19 protein-coding genes are annotated in these 15,068 nt (G+C 58.9%); 8 read left to right on the top strand and 11 right to left on the bottom strand.

Features of this window, described 5'->3' with window-relative positions:
- Positions 1 to 85: 85 nt before the first annotated feature.
- Positions 86 to 940 (top strand): LysR family transcriptional regulator, encoded by an 855-nt coding sequence (locus MPRO_RS01310; RefSeq protein WP_067286092.1) that lies wholly within the window; start codon positions 86 to 88, stop codon positions 938 to 940.
- Between the two features lie 29 nt (positions 941 to 969).
- On the opposite strand, the gene MPRO_RS01305 is transcribed toward MPRO_RS01310, so the two are convergent.
- Entirely contained in the window at positions 970 to 1,842 is an 873-nt protein-coding gene (locus MPRO_RS01305) for a DMT family transporter (RefSeq protein WP_067286089.1), read from the bottom strand.
- A 181-nt stretch (positions 1,843 to 2,023) separates the two neighbouring features.
- On the opposite strand from MPRO_RS01305, the gene MPRO_RS01300 reads away from it, so the two are divergent.
- From MPRO_RS01300 to MPRO_RS01285, 4 genes are all read left to right on the top strand, one after another.
- On the top strand, positions 2,024 to 2,431 hold the full coding sequence (locus MPRO_RS01300; RefSeq protein WP_067286087.1) for a PA2779 family protein: 408 nt from the start codon (positions 2,024 to 2,026) through the stop codon (positions 2,429 to 2,431).
- 2 nt (positions 2,432 to 2,433) lie between these two features.
- Positions 2,434 to 3,441: a PA2778 family cysteine peptidase gene (locus tag MPRO_RS01295; RefSeq protein ID WP_082708383.1), complete on the top strand. Its 1,008-nt coding sequence runs from the start codon at positions 2,434 to 2,436 to the stop codon at positions 3,439 to 3,441.
- 87 nt (positions 3,442 to 3,528) lie between these two features.
- Complete coding sequence (locus MPRO_RS01290; protein WP_067286083.1) at positions 3,529 to 3,732, top strand: hypothetical protein; 204 nt, start codon at positions 3,529 to 3,531, stop codon at positions 3,730 to 3,732.
- 191 nt (positions 3,733 to 3,923) lie between these two features.
- A complete protein-coding gene (locus MPRO_RS01285) occupies positions 3,924 to 4,229 on the top strand; it encodes a c-type cytochrome (protein WP_067286082.1) in 306 nt (101 codons plus the stop codon).
- A gap of 88 nt (positions 4,230 to 4,317) precedes the next feature.
- Here the strand turns inward: MPRO_RS01285 and MPRO_RS01280 are convergent, their stop codons facing one another.
- Positions 4,318 to 5,250: a flagellar motor protein MotB gene (locus tag MPRO_RS01280; protein ID WP_067286081.1), complete on the bottom strand. Its 933-nt coding sequence runs from the start codon at positions 5,248 to 5,250 to the stop codon at positions 4,318 to 4,320.
- 7 nt (positions 5,251 to 5,257) lie between these two features.
- Positions 5,258 to 6,019, bottom strand: a complete 762-nt coding sequence (pomA, locus tag MPRO_RS01275) for a flagellar motor protein PomA (protein ID WP_067286080.1) — start codon at positions 6,017 to 6,019, stop codon at positions 5,258 to 5,260.
- Between the two features lie 167 nt (positions 6,020 to 6,186).
- Between pomA and MPRO_RS01270 the strand changes: the two genes are divergently transcribed.
- From MPRO_RS01270 to dxs, 3 genes are read left to right on the top strand one after another with little or no spacing between them, the layout of a single operon-like run.
- A complete protein-coding gene (locus tag MPRO_RS01270; RefSeq protein WP_067286079.1) occupies positions 6,187 to 6,429 on the top strand; it encodes an exodeoxyribonuclease VII small subunit in 243 nt (80 codons plus the stop codon).
- 3 nt (positions 6,430 to 6,432) lie between these two features.
- The gene (locus MPRO_RS01265) at positions 6,433 to 7,317 is read left to right on the top strand and encodes a polyprenyl synthetase family protein (protein ID WP_067286077.1); all 885 of its coding nucleotides are present in this window, start codon (positions 6,433 to 6,435) and stop codon (positions 7,315 to 7,317) included.
- Complete coding sequence (gene dxs, locus MPRO_RS01260) at positions 7,317 to 9,095, top strand: 1-deoxy-D-xylulose-5-phosphate synthase (RefSeq protein ID WP_067286075.1); 1,779 nt, start codon at positions 7,317 to 7,319, stop codon at positions 9,093 to 9,095. The genes MPRO_RS01265 and dxs overlap by 1 nt, the downstream gene beginning before the upstream one ends.
- Before the next feature lie 243 nt (positions 9,096 to 9,338).
- Here dxs and ribA read toward each other — a convergent pair whose 3' ends face one another.
- The 8 genes from ribA to nusB all read right to left on the bottom strand — a co-directional run bounded on the left by ribA (position 9,339) and on the right by nusB (position 15,066).
- Positions 9,339 to 9,959 carry a GTP cyclohydrolase II gene (gene ribA, locus MPRO_RS01255; protein ID WP_067286072.1) on the bottom strand — a complete coding sequence of 207 codons (621 nt, stop codon included), beginning with the start codon at positions 9,957 to 9,959 and terminating at the stop codon, positions 9,339 to 9,341.
- 100 nt (positions 9,960 to 10,059) lie between these two features.
- Positions 10,060 to 11,442, bottom strand: coding sequence for an ATP-binding protein (locus MPRO_RS01250; RefSeq protein ID WP_067286070.1), 1,383 nt, complete (start codon positions 11,440 to 11,442; stop codon positions 10,060 to 10,062).
- Positions 11,439 to 12,098: a response regulator transcription factor gene (locus MPRO_RS01245; RefSeq protein ID WP_067286068.1), complete on the bottom strand. Its 660-nt coding sequence runs from the start codon at positions 12,096 to 12,098 to the stop codon at positions 11,439 to 11,441. Before MPRO_RS01245 ends, MPRO_RS01250 begins: the two co-directional genes overlap by 4 nt.
- Before the next feature lie 14 nt (positions 12,099 to 12,112).
- The gene (locus MPRO_RS01240) at positions 12,113 to 12,415 is read right to left on the bottom strand and encodes a PepSY domain-containing protein (protein WP_067286066.1); all 303 of its coding nucleotides are present in this window, start codon (positions 12,413 to 12,415) and stop codon (positions 12,113 to 12,115) included.
- 274 nt (positions 12,416 to 12,689) lie between these two features.
- On the bottom strand, positions 12,690 to 13,028 hold the full coding sequence (locus tag MPRO_RS01235) for a PBPRA1643 family SWIM/SEC-C metal-binding motif protein (protein WP_067286064.1): 339 nt from the start codon (positions 13,026 to 13,028) through the stop codon (positions 12,690 to 12,692).
- A 75-nt stretch (positions 13,029 to 13,103) separates the two neighbouring features.
- Positions 13,104 to 13,571, bottom strand: a complete 468-nt coding sequence (locus MPRO_RS01230; protein WP_067286061.1) for a phosphatidylglycerophosphatase A family protein — start codon at positions 13,569 to 13,571, stop codon at positions 13,104 to 13,106.
- 14 nt (positions 13,572 to 13,585) lie between these two features.
- Positions 13,586 to 14,578: a thiamine-phosphate kinase gene (thiL, locus tag MPRO_RS01225; protein ID WP_067286059.1), complete on the bottom strand. Its 993-nt coding sequence runs from the start codon at positions 14,576 to 14,578 to the stop codon at positions 13,586 to 13,588.
- Between the two features lie 11 nt (positions 14,579 to 14,589).
- Positions 14,590 to 15,066, bottom strand: coding sequence for a transcription antitermination factor NusB (gene nusB, locus MPRO_RS01220; protein WP_067286058.1), 477 nt, complete (start codon positions 15,064 to 15,066; stop codon positions 14,590 to 14,592).
- Positions 15,067 to 15,068: the final 2 nt, after the last annotated feature.

Below are 15,068 nucleotides of genomic sequence, written 5' to 3'. Positions count from 1 at the left end.
GCTGTTATTACTGGCCCCAGTCTAAGGGCTGATCGTATTATTCATAAATTAAATATCTAACTAAGCATCAATGGGTTATCGAATAATGTTTGCGACTCTTGATCCAGTCTTATTGCGCAGTTTTGTTGCGGTCATCGAAAGTGGCAGTTTCACCCGCGCCGGTGAGCGCGTACATCTGAGTCAGTCGACCGTCAGCCAGCAGATACGCCGACTGGAAGAACAACTTGGCTGCACGCTTTTGGATAGACGGGGCCGCTATGTGCAGGCCACCGAACAGGGCCAGCACCTGCTGAGCTATGCCAGGCGCCTGCTGAAGCTGATGCAAGAGGCTGTCGAACAGATCCAGGCGGGGGAAAACCCTGCAGAGCTGCGCATCGGCGTGGCGGAGGACTTTGCCGCCGAGCGCCTCACACCAACCCTGGCCGCCTTTGCCAAGGCCCACCCCAATATCCGGCTGGAGGTCACCAGCGATCTGAGCTCCCGCCTGTGGCAGCAGTTTGGCGCCGGGGACTTTGAGCTGATTCTGATCAAGCAGCGTCACGGCCAGGCCGCTGCCCAAGCCAGCTGGCCCGAACCCCTGGGGTGGTTCGACAGCGCCCGAACCCCGACACTGCTGCAGGACCCGTTGCCCTTGGTGATGTTTCCGCCGGGCGGGCTCTATCGCGACGAGATGATTCATGCCATGGAAAGCGCAGGCCGGCGCTGGCGCATAAGCTATCTCAGCGCGAGCCTTGCAAGCCTGCGCGCAGCGGTAGCCGATGGTCTGGGCGTCAGTCTGCTGCCCAATCGCATGGCACACCCAGGGCACCTGCGCCTGACACCCGAGCAGGGCTTTATCACGCCCAGCTCCATCGAACTGGCCCTGCATTACCAGAGCCCGGCGCCGGCGCGCATCGAGGATCTGGCCAAGCGCCTGATCAGCCTCTGTTCAGTGGCCTGAAAAGATATTGATAACCTGCCTGTAGCGGATCAGACGGCAGGATCCTTTGCAAACCAGCGGTTCCAGCGCGCATTCACCCAAAGTGAAAGCCCGATCACGGTACCGCCAACCGCCAGACGGCCAAGATCGGCATCACGATTCCAGATCAGCAAATTGACGATCAGGCCGGCCGGCACCAGGGCATTGTTCATGATGCCCAGCGTGCCCGCATCCACCTTGCAGGCACCGCGATTCCAGAAGTAGAACCCCAGCCCCGACGCCACTATGCCCAGCCAGCCCAGCACACCCCACTGCAGCAACGTTACCGGCAGCTTGTCCGGATTGCCCAGCAGCAGGAAAGACGGCAGCGCCACCAGCAAGGCGCCTGCGAAAAAGTAGCCAAAGCTGCGCCAGGCCGGCAAATCCGTGGGATAGCGGCGCATCAGATTGGCATAGCCCACCTGGCCTGCGGCAAACGCCAGGTTGGCCAGTTGCAACAGCAGGAAGCCAGACAGGAAGTCGTCGCTCAGGCCGTCGTAGCGAATAATGGCAGCGCCCAACACTGCCAATGCCGTGCCTATCAGCGGGGCCAGCGAGAAACGTCGATTCAGGACATCGTCAATCAGCGTCACATAGAGCGGCGTGAAAATCGTGAACAACAACACTTCCGGTACGCTGAGGTACTCGAACGAACGGTACAGGCACAGGTAGGTCAGACCGAATTGCAGCATCCCCACAACGGTAATCCCTGCGCGCAAGGGGGCCGGAAGCCCGCGCCAGCGCGTCAGGGGGAGGAAGATAAGGCCCGCCAGCACGATACGCGTGGTCACGGCAAAATAGCTGTCTACCTGGCCGGCGAGGTACTCGCCAATCAGGCTGAACGAAACCGCCCACAGCAGGGTGACCAGCAATAGATTCGTCATATACCCTAATGTCCTGTCATTACGCCAAAGGTCGGCTATTTTAAGGTAACAGGCGCGTAAAACCATGATTGAATTCAACGGGTTCATCCCATATTCATTCACATGCGACTAAGCTTCACTCAGGTGTCAAAACCACAGGCCAAGACCGGCACAAGTCGGTACAGCCTCAAGGAGGTTTTCAATGCTCATGCAGCAATCCCGCATCGTCCGTTCTTTTGTAGCCCATATAATGATGGCCTGCATGCTACTTATCTCGGGGCTGGCTCAGGCTGCCCCCGTATCCACCTCATCCATGATCGCGCCCCAAAGTGCCGCGGCCACCGATGCGGATCGCGAAAAGCTGATTACCCTGATGCAGCGCGATGATATTGCTGAACAACTCAGCGCCTTTGGCGTCGATCCCGTCGATGCGCAGATGCGCGTTGCCGACATGTCCGCAGCAGAAGTCGCCGATCTTAACCAGCAGATCGACTCCCTCCCCGCCGGTGCCGGCGTACTGGGTGCCATAGTGCTGATCTTTATCGTCTTCATCATTACCGACATGCTGGGTGCGACCAATATATTCAACTTCGTTCACCCCATCCGCTAAGGATGCTTAAGCGCCTGAACCCTGCCGTCTTGCTGACGGCAGGGGCTCTTTGTCTACTCCTGCTCAGCGGTTGCGCCACACGCTTCTCCAGCGACCAGCTAGCCACTCTGTCCGACACCCTGCCGGTGTCCATCGAACTCACCGAAGTCCCGTTTTATCCCCAGGAACTCTATCAGTGCGGCCCCGCGGCCCTGGCTACCGTGCTGAACAATGATCAGCTGCGCACCACGCCCGACGCCCTGGTGCCGCAGATCTATATCCCCGAACGCGGCGGCAGTCTGCAGGTCGAGATGAAAGTTGCAGCGCGGCGCCACGGCATGCTGGCCATGGAAGCGCCAACCCAGCTGAAAGGACTGCTGACTGAAGTTGCCGCCGGACGCCCCGTGGTGGTCATGCAGAACCTAGGGCTGGATATCATACCGCGCTGGCACTATGCAGTGATTGTCGGTTTTGACCTGGAGGCGCAGAACGTCATCCTGCGTTCTGGCACCGAACAACGGCGCATCACACCGCTGAAGCTGTTTGAACGCACCTGGGAGCGCAGTAACCGCTGGGCTCTGCTGGCCCTCCCTCCCGGACAGCTGCCGCTAGAAACCACGCCACTGGACGTCGTGCGGGCCGCTCTGGAGCTGGAAGCCTCAAATGCGCCGGCCGCACTTCGCAGTCTGTACAGTGCCAGCCAGCGCTGGCCCGACGATTATCTGGTATCCATGGCGCTCGGCAATGCGGAACTTGCCGCTGGCAATGCGATGCCCGCCAGCCAAGCATTTCGCCAGGCCCTGACCCAGCAGCCTGATGCCGCCGACGCCTGGAATAACCTGGCCTACAGCCTGAAGGCCGAAGGCTGTGACAGGCTTGCGTTGCAGGCCGTCAATTGCGCCGTACAGCTGGCCCCCGCCAACAGCGCCTTTCAGGATAGTCTGCAAGAACTCTCTGCGGGCAGTCCAGCCTCACGCACAAACCCATCCCAGTGCATCGCGCTGCCCAGCTGCAGCGCCAGCCAAAACTGAAATAAGGCTGCTGCCAAGCCCAGCGCAATAAATCTGTCATAAAAATCGCGTATTAATATGCCTCACAATAAATGGAGAGATAAGCCAATGGATCACAATAAACTGAGCACCCAGCTGAAACAGCTAATTAAACAGGGTTATTCAAAAGATGAAATTCGCAACCTGATTATTGCTCCCCGTGCGATGGTCGAGCAGGCGCTGTGTGAGCTTCAGTCCCAGTACAACCAGCAACAGCAACAGGCGCGCATACTGCGTGGCCAGGCGGATTTTGCCATTTCCCTGCGGCGCTAAACCGGCGCCAAACCGAGCCTTGCCCAGCTGTTGAAAATGTTTTCCCCGCTCAGTACCGTCTTGTCCCGCCAGCGTTCCAAACGACGTTCAGCCGTCGTTCACTGCCAATAGTCTATTTACAATAGCGAGAGACTGGTCCTAAACTTCGGTTGTTTTTGAGCCGACCTAATGAGCCTTGAAGGATAACTATGATGAAAACAACACTGATCCTGGCAGCGGTTGCTGCACTTTCCCTGCCCATGACCGCCAACGCTGAACGCAGCGGAGAGGAACTCTACAACACCAAATGCGGCATCTGCCACGCAGCGGGCGTCGCTGGCGCTCCCAAGCTTGGCAATGCAGAAGAGTGGGCACCCCGTGCGGCCAAAGGCGTCGATGGCCTGCTGGCGAGCGCCAAAAGCGGCATCAATGCCATGCCACCGATGGGCACCTGCATGGACTGCTCTGACACTGAGATGACCGCAGCCATCCAGTACATGCTCGACGCTTCCAAGTAAGCAGCCTCAGCAGCCATAAAAAAACCGTCGCAAGACGGTTTTTTTATGGCGAAGTAGCTGGGACCAGATAGCCTGGAAACGGCGAGGCTCAGAAAATTTCGCCCGGGCGCAACGCCTGGCCTTCGGTGTCCCCTTCAGGTCTGGACTGCAACGGCAGCAGCGCCTCTTCGTCCTTGCCCTTTTGAATCACTATCTCAACCCGCCGGTTCTGACTGCGATTTTCCGCCGTGTCATTGGGCACCAGTGCATGGGTCGCCGCCAGACCGCTGACCGTAAAGCGCGACTGATCCATGCGACTGTCGGCAAAGAGTTCGTGTGCAACCGCCAGTGCCCGGGCGGCCGACAAATCCCAGTTGGACTCAAAACGCCGCCCCGAATAGGGAATATTGTCGGAATGCCCCTGCACGGCAACAGTGCCGTTCACATTCAGCAGCACATCGCGAATCTTGGCGATGATCGGAATGGAGTCGAATTTGAGTTCGGCCGAACCCGAGTCAAAAGACCCCTTTTCCTTTACGCGGATAATTATTTTGGCACCGTCGGTTTCCACTTCCACCGAGCCGTCACCAATTTCCTTCGCCAGGGCCGCAGCAAATTCAATCGCTTCCTGTTCCGCCTCCTTGGCCAGCTGTTGAAGCAGTGCCTCGATACTGCCCCTGAACTTGTCCGGTGTTTCGTTCTCGCCTTCCTTGGAACGCACATCCAGCGTATTCAAATCATTGTTGATCGTCATCTGGCGCACTTCGTTCAAGGGTGTCGGCTCAGGCCGACCCGGACTGAACTCCTGCGCAATAACCGAGGTCCCCTTGGGAATGTCATCCACCTTGATCTGATTCTGTACACCAAAGGCTTCACGCATTGAGCCCGCCAGCTGCTTGAACTTGAGCACATCCATCTCGGAAAAGGACAGCAGCAGCACGAAGAAACACATCAGCAACGACATCAGATCGGCAAAGGTCGCCAGCCAGGCGGGCAGGCCTGGGTCGCAGGGCGGGCATTCACATTCTGTTTGATCAGTCATAGGTCGGCTATCCGGCAGCTGCTACCAGACGTTTTTTCTCCGGCAGATAGTTGCGCAGCATCTGTTCGATAACCCGCGGATTCTGACCGGCCTGAATCGCCAGCAGACCATCAATCACCAGCGCCTGATTCAGCGCTTCCTGATCCTTGCGCACCGCCAGCTTGTCGGCGATGGGCAACACCAGCATATTGGCAATCATGGCGCCGTACAGGGTGGTCAGCAGCGCCACCGCCATGGCCGGGCCTATGGACTTGGGGTCACTCATGTTGGAGAGCATCTGCACCAGACCCACCAGGGTTCCGATCATGCCCATCGCGGGCGCCACATCCCCCATGGCACGAAAGATACGGCTGCCGAAATCGTGACGTTCGACGGTCAGGCGCATTTCCTTGTTCAGCAGCATGCGCACTATCTCGGGATCATGCCCGTCCACCAGCAGCTGGATGCCACGCTGCATGAAGGCGTTGGCAACTTCCTTTTCTTCCAGCGACAGCAAACCGCCCTTGCGCGCGGCATCGGCCAGCTCAACGGTTTCGGTGATGATGTCTTCCGGATTCTGGGTCTTGAACATGAAAGCCTTGGCGGCGATTTTCCCGGCCGCAAGAAACTGCTGCAGGGTGTACTTCATCATTACCACCAGCAGGGTTCCGCCGACCACGATCAGCAGCGAGGGCGGGTTAACAAAAATACCCACATCGCCGCCCAGCACCATGGCCGCGATGACAATACCCATTGATCCGATCAAACCGACCAGCGTTGCGATATCCACAGGTTTCTCCTTAGCAGCGAACAGGCGTATTATCGGCTACGCCGCATAATAACAGAATTCCAATCGGGTACACCTGTACAGCGGTTGATCCGCGCGGCCTGCGGCCTGATTGACCCTGCTGCTGCGCTCTAGTACTTTTTACGCCTCATTGATCACGGGTAAACCTGATGCCACGCACAAAAAAGACTCCAGACTTCGAAACCTCGCTGACCGAGCTTGAGCAGCTGGTGAACCGCATGGAGCAGGGCGACATGCCACTGGCCGATGCATTACAGGCATTTGAGCAGGGCATAGCCCTGACCCGCGATTGCCAGGGTATCCTCGATCAGGCCGAACAGAAGGTGCGGATGCTGGTAGAGAAAGACGGCGAGCTGCAAACAGTTCCCTTCACCGACCCCGAGGATGCCTGATCCGTGGCTCTGAACTCCCTGCTGCAACAGTACTGCCTGCGCGTCGAGAGCGCGCTTGATACCCGCCTGCAACATCGCAGCATTGAGCCCCGCCTGCAGGAAGCCATGCGCTACGCCCTGTTTAATGGTGGCAAACGCATCCGCCCAGGGCTGATCTATCTGTGCAATCAGTTGCTCGGTGGACAACTGAGCCTGGCCGACGCACCGGCCTGCGCCATGGAAGCAGTACACAGCTATTCCCTGGTGCATGACGACCTGCCGGCCATGGACGACGATGACCTGCGCCGTGGCAAACCCACCTGCCACATCGCCTTTGACGAAGCCTGCGCCATTCTCGCCGGCGACGCCCTGCAGTGCAGCGCCTTCGAATGGCTGGCACAGCCTCAAGCCGAACTGCAGCCACGGTTGCAGCTTCGCATGCTGGCCGTACTGGCAAGGGCCGCGGGTGACAGGGGCATGGTGGCCGGGCAGGCATTCGACCTGGCCCATGTTGATCAGAGCCTGACGCTGGAACAGCTGCAGCAGATGCACCGCCACAAGACGGGGGCTCTTCTTACCGCATCAGTGGAGCTGGGCGCCCTGTCCGCCGGTGTCGACAGCGGCGAGCGCTACGAGGCGCTGCGCCGGTTCGGCGATGCCATTGGCCTGGCCTTCCAGGTGCAGGACGATATCCTGGATATCGAAGGCGACACTGCCACACTGGGCAAGCCCCAGGGCTCAGATCTGGCACAGAACAAGCCGACCTTCCCGGCGCTGCTCGGCATGAGTGGTGCCCGGGAAAAACTGCAGCAGCTGCACAGCCAGGCCATTGAAGCACTGACACTCTTCGACAGTGAGGCCGATCCACTGCGCGCCCTGGCCGACTATATCGTTAAACGGGATCACTGATGTTTGAACAGATTCCGCTGCAGCGTCCTGCCACTGCGCTGCTCAACAGCATTGACTGCCCGGCCCAACTGCGCGAACTCAGCCCCGCCCAGCTGCCGGAACTGGCCGAGCAGCTGCGCGCCTTCCTGCTTTACAGCGTGGGCCAGACCGGCGGCCATTTTGGCGCAGGCCTTGGTGTTATCGAACTGACGGTTGCACTGCACTACTGCCTCAATACGCCTGAAGATCATCTGATCTGGGATGTGGGCCATCAGAGCTACCCCCACAAGATTCTCACCGGCCGGCGCGAACAGATGTTCAGCATGCGCCAGCAGGATGGCCTGGCCCCCTTCCCAAAACGCGCCGAAAGCGCCTGCGACGCCTTCGGTACAGGCCATTCCAGCACCTCCATCAGCGCGGCCCTGGGGATGGCCCTGGCCGATCGCCTGCAGGGGCGCAGTCGCCGCTCTGTGGCCGTTATCGGAGATGGTGCCATGACCGCCGGCATGGCCTTTGAGGCGCTGAATCATGCCGGCCACACCGGTGCCAACCTGCTGGTGATCCTGAACGACAACGATATGTCGATCTCTCACAACGAAGGCGGGCTCGCCACTTACCTGGCAAAAAACCTCAAACACCGCACCGACAGCAATGTCGCCGCCCCGCTATTTGAAGCCCTGGAGTTCGCCTACACAGGTCCGCTCGACGGCCATGACCTGGACACCCTGCTGCCGGCACTGCGCAAGGTGCTCAATGCCCAAGGCCCACAGTTCCTGCATATAGTGACCCGCAAGGGCAAGGGCTTCGCCCCGGCCGAAGCGGATCCGGTGGGATACCATGCCATCACCAAGATAGAACCGGTAGTGAAACCCCGTGCGCCGGCGAAGCCCAAGTTTGCCAACATCTTCGGCCGCTGGATCTGTGATCAGGCCGAGGGCGACGCCAAACTGGTCGCCATCACGCCGGCCATGTGCGAAGGCTCGGATCTGATAGAGTTTTCCCAGCGCTTCCCCGAGCGCTACTTCGATGTCGCCATCGCCGAGCAGCATGCCCTGACACTCGCAGCCGGGCTCGCCTGCGGCGGCATGAAGCCGGTGGTGGCCATCTACTCGACCTTCCTGCAGCGCGCCTACGACCAGCTGGTGCATGACATCGCCATACAGCAACTCGATGTACTGCTGACTCTGGACAGAGCGGGCCTGGTCGGCGAAGACGGCGCGACCCACGCAGGTTTGTTTGATATCGCCTGCCTGCGCACCCTGCCCAACATGCTGATCATGACGCCCTCGGACGAGCAGGAACTGCGCGACCTGCTGTACACCGGCTATATGCACCCGGGCCCCGCGGCGGTACGTTACCCCCGTGGAGGTGGCCAGGGCCTGGTACCCGGCGATTGCATGGTGCAGATCCCGCTGGGGCAGAGCCGAACCCTGCGTCAGGGCAAAGGGGCAGCACTACTCAACTTCGGCCCGCTGCTGCCCCAGGCAGAAGCCGCTGCCCAGGCGCTGGACCTGACGCTGGTGGATATGCGTTTCGTGAAACCACTGGATGAAAGCAGAATTTCTGCACTCGTCGCCAGCCACAGCCTGCTGGTCACGCTGGAGGATCATGCGGTGCAGGGAGGCGCAGGGTCTGCGGTGGCGGAATATCTGCAGGCCAGAGGCCTTGGCGGGGATCTGCTCTGCCTGGGTGTACCCGATCGCTGGATCGAGCACGCCTCGCGGGCAGAACAGCTAGTGGATTGCGGGCTGAGTGCGGATCAAATCATCACGCGGATTAAAGCTCGGCTGAAAGCCTGAACGGAACGGGGGCACAGGGGTAAAAGCAGGGGCTAAGGGCTAAGGGTAAAAAGCCGACAAGCGGGCGACCTGCGGCCGCCATGGTGCAATTCGCCTGCGGCTCATTGGCACCCTACGAGTTCGGTACCTCACGGCAGCTTTGAACGTGTCTCCCGTAGGTTGGAATGAGCCTGCGAATTCCGACAACCAGCGCGCAGCGGTGGGCTTTGGAGACTAGAGCCTGTCGCCAAAACCCGCAATCGCTCAGTTTTCTTCTTCGTCGTCGCGAAAGTGATGTTCGGTCATCATGTGACCCAACTTGCCCATCTTGGTCGCCAGGTACTGCTCATTGTGGCGATTCTTGCCCACCTGCAGCGGCACCCGTTCAGACACAGGCACACCATACTGCTCCAGCGCTTTCACCTTGCGCGGGTTATTGGTCATCAGCCGAACCTGCTGTACGCCCAGGTGCTCCAGCATCGGCAGGCACATGCTGTAATCCCGCATGTCGGCGGCAAAACCCAACTGTTCATTAGCCTCCACCGTATCAGCTCCGCCATCCTGCAGATGATAGGCACGGATCTTGTTCAGCAGGCCTATGCCACGTCCTTCCTGACGCAGATAAAGCAAGACACCACAGCCTTCCTCACTGATGCGCTTGAGCGCTTCCTGCAGCTGAAAGCCGCAGTCACAGCGCAGACTGAACAGCGCATCACCGGTCAGACACTCGGAATGGGCCCGCGCCAACACCGCAGTGCTGCCAGCCACTTCGCCGAATACCAGGGCGACATGCTCCTTGCCGTTGCTTTCGTCCTCGAAACCCACCATGGTGAAGGTTCCCCAGGGGGTTGGCAATTTGGACGACGCAACATATTTAACTGACACAGACCCGATCCTCAGCGAACGAAGGCGCACATTTTAGCAGTAGCCTTCGCGTCAGGCGACGTTTGGATGATTTCCCTTAGATGGAGGCAGGCAGGGGCTTTTACAAGGGGGTTTCTGCACTATCCCGGTGCATACTGGCAGTCAGGTCCAGTCCCTGGCGACGCGGCAGCAACAGACGCACTTCCAGCCCGCCCAGATCCGCCCGTTGCAGATCCAGTTCGCCGCCGTACTGGCGTACGATTTCAGTCACAATGCTCATGCCAAGACCATGGCCGGCACGGGACTCGTCCAGCCGCTCGCCCCGTTGCAGCAGACGCTCCCGTTGATCCGCCGCAACGCCCGGCCCATCATCGGCGATGCGCAGATCCAGGCAGTGTTCGTCCATCATGCCGCTGACCCGCACCCGGCTCTTTGCCCACTTGCAGGCGTTATCGAGCAGATTGCCGAGCAATTCCACCAGGTCATCCCGCTCGCCCGGGAAATAGGTGGTGGCTGAAAGCTGGGTATCGATTTGCAGCTTGCGGTCGCGATGCACCGCATGCATGGTGCGCACCAGCTTTTCGAGTTCCTGCTGCAGGTAGATACGGTGCCCCGGCAAGGCGGCTCCTGCAATGCGCGCCCGGCGCAATTCGCGCTCCATCAGGTCACGCAGATGCTTTGATTGTTCACGTAACGGTTCTGCCTGCTCGGGCGCTATACGCTGTAGCGCCTCAATCTGGCGATCCAGTACCGTCAGCGGCGTTTTGGCGGCATGGGCCAGATTACCCAGCGCATTGCGCGAGCGGGTCAGGCGCATTTCCATGCTCTGAACCAGATAGTTGATCTCGGTTACCAGCGGCTCTACCTCGGCGGTATCGGCCTCCGGCAACTGGCGTATTTCACCCTGTTTTAGCTGATTAAGCTGACCACCCACCCGCACCAGTGAACGCAGCCCGCTGCGAATCACCAGTATCTGGGCCAGCAGCATGGCGCCGAGAAACAGCGCCACCACCAGCATCATGCCCCAGCGCAAGCGCGCCAGCCCAGACTCAATATGGCTTACGTCTGATGCCAATAGCATACGTAGCCGGCGCCCGTCTTTGGTAAATACCTCTTCACGCACCAGCCAGGGCTTGTCATGCATGTTCAGCAGCCGCAGACCCTGAGTGCCCACAGCCTCCCCGCCTTGCAGCGGAATGCTGCCATCCCACAGCGAGCGCGAATAATGCCATTTGGGGTCATCCCCCACCTGAAACTGAAAATAATGTCCGGACATCGGCTGCTCGTACACCGGGGCGACATACTGCGCATTGATGCGCCAGCCACCGCTTTCGTCCATTTCGACGGATTTGAGCAGCACATAAGCTTCACTGCCAAGGCTGGCATTGACGAAGTCGTAGGCGGTCTGGCGCAGAAACCAGCTGTAGGACACCCAGAGGATCAGGCACAGCGCCAGGGTAATGAGTACAAAGGCGCTATTGAGGCGAGTCTGAATCGACTTCACGGTCGGAAAACATAACCCTGGCCGCGCCGGGTCTCGATGCGGTCATGACCGATTTTTTTGCGCAACATCTTGATGTAGGCCTCAATGACATTGCTGTCATTTTCGACGGCGTCATCGTACAGATGTTCCACCAGCTGTAGCTTGGAAAGTACCCGGGCCGGGTTATGCATGAAATAGCGTAGCAGCCGATACTCTGTGCCGGTAAGGCTAACCGGCGCCTGCCCCTCGGGCACCACCGACTGAGTTTTCTCATCCAGCAACAGACCGGCAACTTCGAGCGCGGCACCGGCCTGCTGATGCACCCGGCGCAGCAGCGCACTCATGCGCAGCAGCAGCTCTTCGGTGTGAAAGGGTTTGCACAGGTAATCATCGGCACCTGCTTCAAAACCGTCAACCCGTTCCTGCCAGGCCGAGCGGGCGGTGAGAATCAGTACCGGCAGCGTATTCTTGCGCTTGCGCCAATTGTGCAGCACTTCAAGCCCCGGCCGACCCGGCAGACCCAGATCAAGCACGGCTATATCGTAGATATCCTCGTAGCCGGCAGCTTCGGCGTCCACGCCGTTATCGACAAGATCAACCGCATAACCGCTACGGGCAAGCTCGCTCTTCAGGTCCGGGCCCAAAGCCGGGTCATCCTCTACCAGCAGTACACGCATTGCCAATAATCTCCCTAAAAGTCGACCAGCTCGCCCGAGCGGGCATTGATATGCAGCATGCGTACCACACCGTCGATACCGGCCACTTCGAGCTCATATATATAGACAGTGTCAGTCTGCAGCAGCACGCTGTCGAGCAGCTGACCTGCGGACAACAGTTCGACCCGTTCCATCAGATCCATCATCGAGAGAATTTCACCGGCCTCCACCAGCTTGCGACAGGCTTCCACATCTAGCCGCAGGGGCTGCAGGGTACTGGCACTGAGCGTGGCGCTCAGCAGCAGTGCCGCGAAAAACAGCAATTGAGGTTTCTTCATGGACCCTCCGATCGACACTTTGATACCTGGCTAGATCGCTCAGGTCAGGCCGCTCTTGTTCAGCCTGCAGACTACTCTGCCTGTCTGAAACAAGACTGAATCCTGGATCTTTGGGCACCTTGAGTACCGCGGTTGACGACGGCAACCATTACAACGCCTGCCTGATAATTTGACCAAAGCCCTCAAACCAGGGCGCAAGCCCCTGTGTCATAGCCCAGCGACAGGTCGTTGGCACACTGCCCGGACATGACCCGAATCAAACTCACATTTACACTTAAGCGCCACAGCACTTTTTATACTTAACTCCGCTACCGCAAGAGCAGGGATCATTACGATTGGGTTTGGTATCCAGACTAACGGTTTTGGGCTTGTTGATCAGAGCAAGCAAGTCAGCAATATTTTCATCAACTTGCGCATCAACCCTAATGGTCGCGATCAGCATATGCTCAAGCAGCATGGCCTCAACTTCGGCTTTACGCGCTTCGCTTTGAACGGACAACAGCAAAGGTGAGCTCTCGGTCCCCAGTTTCGCCGCCCGTTTAGTGTTAAAGCCGTAACTTGAATGTTTAGGCTTGGGTGTTTGGCGACCTTTAAAGAAAAACTTGTCAGACATGATATGGAACCTGTTCAGGAAGTATTAAATTACGAAATTTCAAAGAGCTAACAAGCGGCAAAACACGACAGACGGCTAAAACAGGTACAACAGCAACTGCAGCACCAGTAGCGCGTAAATCCCGGCCAGAACATCGTCCAGCATGATGCCAAAACCACCCTCTACCTTTAAATCGACCACCCGTATGGGCCAGGGCTTCCAGATATCGAACAGTCTGAACAACGCAAAGCCCAGCAGTATCCAGACCCAGTTGACCGGTACGAACAGCATGGTGATCCAGAAGCCGACAAATTCATCCCAGACAATACCGGGGTGATCATGCACGCCCATATCCCGCGCCGTGCGGCCACAGAGGTAGATACCCAGCACCGCCGCCACGACCACCACCGCCAGATAGCCCCATAGAGGCAGCAGTGTCATCAGCAGATAGAGCGGAATCGCCGCCAGGGTGCCAAAGGTTCCTGGCGCTTTTGGCGCCAGGCCACTGCCAAAGCCAAAGGCCAGAAAATGAACCGGATTGCGCCAAACATCCAAACGCTGCATTGCTACTCCCTGTTTCAGGCGCCATTGCCCTGCGCAAAATGGTTATAACCGCCACCCAGGGTACCTTCTGGCAAGAGCGCACCCTGGTCTTCCAGCCGCAGGCCGGCGCTGGCCGGCAGAATTTCACCCACACAGCACAGCGGTACCTCGTGGAATTCAAGCTGCGCACAGAGCGCATCCCAGCGCGCAGCCGGTATCGTAAAGCAGAGCTCGAAGTCCTCGCCACCGGACAGTGCCCAGTCCCGCGCCTGCTCTATATCGGTGTAGGCCCGCAGCGCCTTGGACAAGGGTAACTGACGCCGCTCGATACGGGCACCGACATCACTGGCCCGAAGAATATGCCCCAGATCCGCCAGTAGCCCATCGGAAATATCAATACAGCTGCTGGCAACATCAGCGATCAAAAGACCGGTCGACAGCCTGGGTTCGGGGGCAAAGAAGCGCTGCAACAAGGCCTGACTGCTGGCCGGCAACGGATCAGGCTGAGCCTCTGGACGCAGCTGAATATCCAGGCCAGCGCGGCTGTCACCCAGAGTGCCAGACACACAGACAAGATCACCCACAGCGGCGCCGCTGCGATGCAGCCCGCGCCCACTGGGCACCAGCCCCTGCACCTGCACGCTCAGTGTCAGCGGGCCGCGGGTGGTATCACCGCCCACCAGGCGAATCCCAAAGCGCCGGGCACAATTCCCCAGGGCTGCGGCAAAGGCCTCGAGCCAGGCCTCATCGGCACGGGGCAGCGTCAGCGCCAGGGTGAACCAGGCTGGCTGCGCCCCCATGGCGGCAAGGTCGCTTACCGCAGCCCCCATGAGTCGGCTGGCGATATGTGCAGGATCGGTTCCCGCAAGGAAGTGAGTACCTTCAACCAGGGTATCGATTGAGAGCACCAGGTCCATATCCGGTGGCACCCGCACCTGGGCACAGTCATCACCAATACCGACAACAATGCTGTCGTCGTTATCGGTCAGCTGGCTGAAGTAGTGCCGTATGAGCGCAAACTCGTCCAAGGCAGTATCCGTCAGCCTTTGCGAGCGCGGATTTCAGCGTAACGTACACGCTGAGCCAGCTTGTCAAGTACGCCGTTGACGTACTTGTGGCTTTCAGTCGCGCCGAAGATTTTCGCCAGCTCAACACTTTCGTTGATGGCTACGCGATACGGCACTTCGACCCGCTGTATCAGCTCGAAGGCGCCGATACGCAACACCGCCAGCTCAATCGGATCCAGGTCTTTTACAGCACGATCCAGATAAGGTTCGAAGGACTGATCCAGTTCGGTTTTGCGTGTGGCCACACCGTGCAGCAGCTCGGAGAACATCTGCACGTCGGTATTTTTCATGTCGTTGTCGACACGAAACTGGGCATCGATTTCAGTCAGTGGCTGACCGGCTATCTGCCACTGATAGACCGCCTGCAACGCGAAGCTGCGGGCGGAACGGCGTTTCTCGGTAATAGAAACTTTTTTGGGCTTGGGGGTAGGAGCAGGAGCGTCGGACATGT

Origin of the sequence: Marinobacterium profundum (assembly GCF_001528745.1) — a bacterium.
Taxonomy (GTDB): domain Bacteria; phylum Pseudomonadota; class Gammaproteobacteria; order Pseudomonadales; family Balneatricaceae; genus Marinobacterium_A; species Marinobacterium_A profundum.
This window is presented reverse-complemented; position numbering and strand designations above follow the sequence as displayed.